The organism is Amphritea sp. (assembly GCF_050300915.1).
Classification (GTDB): domain Bacteria; phylum Pseudomonadota; class Gammaproteobacteria; order Pseudomonadales; family Balneatricaceae; genus Amphritea.
Genome location: NZ_JBNKYN010000157.1, coordinates 1 through 1,285, shown reverse-complemented (window position 1 = coordinate 1,285; position 1,285 = coordinate 1). Strand labels below are relative to the sequence as shown.

Genomic DNA, 1,285 nt, shown 5'->3' with positions numbered 1-1,285 from the left:
CGCTGAATGTTATCAATACTAACCTGTTTATCCTGCAATGCCAGCAGGTCTTTCAGTGATTCTTTAATAAAAGGTGTTGTTATCGCATTTCCGGTGAAGTGGGCGTTTGCTATCACCCGTTTCAGCGCACCTTCAAGCTCACGAACGTTGGAACGAATCTTTTGTGCCAGGAAGAAAGCCGCATCATCTGGTAGTCGCACCTGCGCTTCTTCCGCTTTCTTCATCAGGATCGCGACACGGGTTTCCAGCTCTGGTGGCTCAATAGCAACAGTTAACCCCCAGCCGAAGCGGGATTTAAGCCGTTCCTCAACACCATTGATCTCTTTTGGATAGCGGTCACTGGTGAGGATCATCTGCTGGCCACCCTCCAATAACGCATTAAAGGTGTGGAAAAACTCCTCCTGAGAGCGCTCTTTGCCGGCAAAAAACTGAATATCATCGATCAGCAAAGCATCAACAGAGCGGTAATAACGTTTGAAATCATTGATCGCATTCAGTTGCAGCGCCTTAACCATGTCCGCCACAAAACGTTCGGAATGCAGGTAGACAATCTTAGCCTTGGGATTACGCTGCAGCATCTCCATCCCCACCGCATGCATCAGGTGGGTTTTACCCAGACCGACACCACCATAGATAAACAGTGGGTTATATGAACCGCCCGGGTTATCCGCCACCTGCTGTGCAGCCGCCAGCGCCAGCTGGTTAGATTTACCCTCAACAAAGGAGTTAAACGTAAACGACTGATTCAGATTGGACTGATGTCGCACACTGCCTTCAACATCAACCTTTCGGGAAGAGGGTGCTGACGATGTCGACAGGGAGGTCGGGGGAACGATAATCTCACGGTGATTGATTGGCTGAAAGCTGCTGTCATCGATCGCCAGCTGAAACGGCGCGTTCTCTTCAACCGACTCAACCTCAGCAGCCACCTGAGGCCGGGGCTCACTGGCGCTCTGAGAATCTAAAGAGGAGGAAAACGACTCACTGTTTTCGAAACGGCTGGCAGGACGCCGGGCCGGAGCCGGTGGTGGTGCGGGCCGGGCTGGTCTGTGCGAAAAGCCGTTGGCACGACCAGCAATGTCGATACTCACTTTCGCAGCAATATCACCACTGACGGTGTTTACTATTTCACGTATCCGGTTAAGGTACTTGTCGCTGACCCAATCCTTCACAAACCGGTGCAGCCGGAAGAACTGATGGCCAAAGTTCACGAAATTCTGGCGCAAACGACCAGCCCCGAACCGCCATCACCCCTGTAGGCCATCTCTCAATGATGATTTACACC

The 1,285-nt window shown here is 51.8% G+C and carries 1 protein-coding gene; it reads right to left on the bottom strand.

The features are described from left to right. The coding region (dnaA, locus tag ACQY8X_RS20900; RefSeq protein ID WP_428037061.1) for a chromosomal replication initiator protein DnaA at positions 1-1,226 on the bottom strand (1,226 nt) is incomplete at its 3' end. Between the last annotated feature and the right edge of the window lie 59 nt (positions 1,227-1,285).